The organism is Ilumatobacter sp., from assembly GCF_049588435.1.
Lineage (GTDB): Bacteria > Actinomycetota > Acidimicrobiia > Acidimicrobiales > Ilumatobacteraceae > Ilumatobacter_A.
On record NZ_JBAVYV010000249.1, the window covers coordinates 1 to 3,383 of the forward strand.

A 3,383-nucleotide genomic window follows, 5' to 3' on the forward strand; every position below is an offset into this window, starting at 1 on the left:
GCGCTACCCCGAGCGGTTCAAGGAGATCGGCGCCCGCGTGCCCAAGGGCATGCTGCTCGTCGGCCCTCCCGGAACCGGCAAGACCCTGTTCGCACGCGCCGTCGCCGGTGAAGCCGGTGTCGGGATCCTCACGGTCACCGGTTCGGACTTCATGGAGATGTTCGTCGGTGTCGGCGCCAGCCGCGTCCGCGACCTCTTCCAGCAGGCCCGCCGCATGGGCAAGGCCATCTTCTTCATCGACGAGATCGACTCGATCGGCCGCAAACGTGGCGCCGGCCTCGGCGGCGGGCACGACGAGCGCGAGCAGACCCTCAACCAGATGCTCGCCGAGATGGACGGCTTCGAGACCGCCGAGGGGATTGTCATCATGGCGGCCACGAACCGCCCCGACATCCTCGACCCCGCGCTCCTCCGGCCCGGCCGCTTCGACCGCCAGATCGTCGTGCCGGTGCCCGAGGCGAGCGAGCGTCGGGCAATCCTCGACGTGCACAGCCGCGACAAGCGCATCGGCGCCGACGTCGACATGGAGACGATGGCCAAGGCGACCGTCGGCATGGCTGGCGCCGACCTTGCGAACCTCGTCAACGAAGCGGCCCTCGTGGCTGTTCGCCGTGGATCGAAGGAGATCGAACGGATCGACTTCGAGAACGCCCGCGACCGGGTCGTGCTCGGTGCGCAGCGTGAGTCCGTGATCATGACCGCCGAGGAGAAGCGGGCGACCGCCTACCACGAGGGTGGGCATGCACTGCTCGCCACTGTGCTCCCGAACGGCGACCCGTTGCACAAGGTGACGATCCTGCCGCGCGGCATGGCTCTCGGTGTCACGTGGTCACTCCCCCAGGAACGCCACACGTACTCGAAGGAGTACTTCGAGGACACGATCTGCAAGGCGATGGGCGGCCGCGTCGCCGAGATCGTCGTGTTCGGGCACCTCAACTCCGGTGCCGCGAACGACCTCGAGCAGGCAACCGGCATCGCCCGCCGCATGGTCCGCGAGTGGGGCATGTCCGATCGTGTCGGTCCGCAGGCGTGGAGCGGCCAGCAGGCCACGTTCCTCGGTGACGACCTGATGAGCTCGGGTCGCGAGTACTCCGAGGACACCGCGCGCCTCCTCGACGAGGAGATCTCCCAACTCCTCACCGATCAGGAACAGCGCGCCAAGGACGTCATCACCCGCCATCGTCGCGGTCTCGAGCTGATCGCCGAGGCGCTGCTCGAGGAGGAGACGATCGACGGACCGACCGTCGCCCGCCTGATCCAGCAGGGCATGATCGAGTCGGGCGAGAGCGCTCCCACCCTCGACGACATCGTCCTGCGCTGACACCCCGTATCAGCTGGGGTCAGACCCCAGTTGATACGTCAGTCGGCGTGTTGGTCGCAGGAGTCGGGGGTCGAGCCCGGGTCCCTGACCTCGGCGACGGCGGCCCACAGGTCGGTGGCCGACATCGGCCCGAGGAAGCTCCGCCTGGTCACGCCGTCGGAATCGACGATGACGAGGGTCGGCACCGCGTCGATCTGGTACCGGGCGTGGAGTTCACGATCGGTGGTGAACTCGATGTTCGCCACGGCGACATCGTCGCTCTCGAGGACCGCCGCCTTGGTCGCAACCTCGATGCACTTGTCGCAGCTGTCGGAGGTGAACACCGCGACCAGCCACGGCGCCTCGGGCCGTACGAAATCGGAGCGGTCGAGCTGCTCGGGCGTGCTGTAACGGCGCTGTGTCGGCGCGTCGGGCACGCGACGCCGCTGCACCCACCAGGCCACGGTCGCGGCCACCGCCACGATGGTCAACGCGATCAACAACCGAGTCACGATGCCACGCTAACGACCGAGCCGACGACTGACCGCGGAACTCAGCCCGAGACCGGCAACAACCACGAGCCCGACCGGCCCGGCAGGTCGTGGTTGCGTGGCAGCGAACGCTCGATGAAGACGCGGCTGGTCGACGTCACGATCAACTCCCTGCCGAGGATGTCCGGATCGACGAGGTCGATCGTGATGATCCCGCCACTGGGCAACGCCACTTCCTCGAGCGACGGAACAGCGGACGGACCGTCCGGCCCGACGGCGGACACCGTGACCGTGGAGTCGGCCTGGTCGATGTTGTAGATGACCAGCGCGTCCTCGGTCGCCTCGTCGGGACCGATTCCCATCGTCCACGAGTTGGCCACGTAGCCGTCGGGTCGTGGCGGTGCACCCATCACGACCGACGTCGCGATCGATCCGTCCACCGACCGTGTGACGACGCGATCGACGACGATCGAGGGTTGGGCGAGCGTCGAGAACACTGTGGCGTGACGTCCCTCGGGCAGCTCGAGCACGGGTTCGGCGAAATCGACGAAGTTCTCGTCGGCCTCACCATCGGTGCCGTCCTCCTCCGCGGGAGTGGAGTCGGTCGTCGCCGCGTCGTCGTGATCCTCACCATCGCCCGAGCCGCTCAGATCCGACGGATCGAACACGACGGTCCGCAGCGGCGGGACGACGACCGGATCGTTCTCGTTGACCGAGGTGGCCGACAGCGGCAGGCCGCCGAAGAAGACCGTCACCTCGACTTCCTCATCGGTCGGATTGTAGATCGAGTAGGTCTCGTCGACTCCCTCGGCGGTCTCACCGTCGGCGAACCACCAGTTGTCGCGCAGCTCCGGAGCGCCGAGCGACACGTCGTATCCGAATCGGCCGCCACCGTTGTACTCCTGGGCGCGTCCGGCGACCAGTCGGCCTGCCGACGCCTCGATGGAGACCGAGACCACGGGCTCGTCACGCGCCCCGAGTTCGGCGACCGGGATCGTCCGGACCGATCGCGGCAACACGGTGAAGCCGCGATACCGATCGGGCTCGGACTGGCTCTCCTCGGTGGAGAAGCGGAGATCGGCCACCACCGGTTCGTCGAACGGGTTCGTCAGGACCAGGGTCTCGACGCTGTCGGAGGCTGTGTAGCCGTCGGCGAAGTACCACGTCGGCGACGTGTCGTTGGAACACGCGGCGACCGAGTCGCCGAGGGCATTGCGGGCGATCTGCTCGACGAAACCGGTTCCGCCCTCGATCTCGACCACGACGCTCGAATACGGCGACGTCGAGAAGGCGCCGACGTCGATCCTGGTCTGGGACCACGAGTCGACGTTGAACGCCTCGTCCGCGGCCACACCGTCGTCGGACAGGATCATGTAGCGGCCGATCATCGGCGCTTCGCCACCGTTCGAGATGACCACGTCGCCACCGAGGTCGTCCTCACCGGTCGGCACGCCCGGGCAGAACCAACTGCCGGTCAGGTTTCCCGATCGACCGACGGCGGGCATCCACGTCGCTCCGGTGTCGGCGAAGAAGGCGGTCTGTGGCTCGGGTGTCTCACGTCCGACGAGGATCAGCCCGATGAAGCCGAGCAC

The 3,383-nt window shown here is 67.6% G+C and carries 3 protein-coding genes; 1 reads left to right on the forward strand and 2 read right to left on the reverse strand.

Annotated features, from left to right (window positions below; all coding sequences use genetic code 11):
- On the forward strand, positions 1-1,321 hold a 1,321-nt coding region (gene ftsH, locus WBV89_RS09805), incomplete at its 5' end, for an ATP-dependent zinc metalloprotease FtsH (RefSeq protein WP_423981156.1).
- A 38-nt stretch (positions 1,322-1,359) separates the two neighbouring features.
- Here ftsH and WBV89_RS09810 read toward each other — a convergent pair.
- Together WBV89_RS09810 and WBV89_RS09815 are read right to left on the reverse strand one after the other, a co-directional pair.
- Complete coding sequence (locus WBV89_RS09810; RefSeq protein ID WP_423981157.1) at positions 1,360-1,812, reverse strand: thioredoxin domain-containing protein; 453 nt, start codon at positions 1,810-1,812, stop codon at positions 1,360-1,362.
- Positions 1,813-1,853: 41 nt separating this feature from the next.
- A partial coding sequence (locus WBV89_RS09815; protein WP_423981158.1) for a DUF5719 family protein occupies positions 1,854-3,383 on the reverse strand: 1,530 nt, incomplete at its 5' end.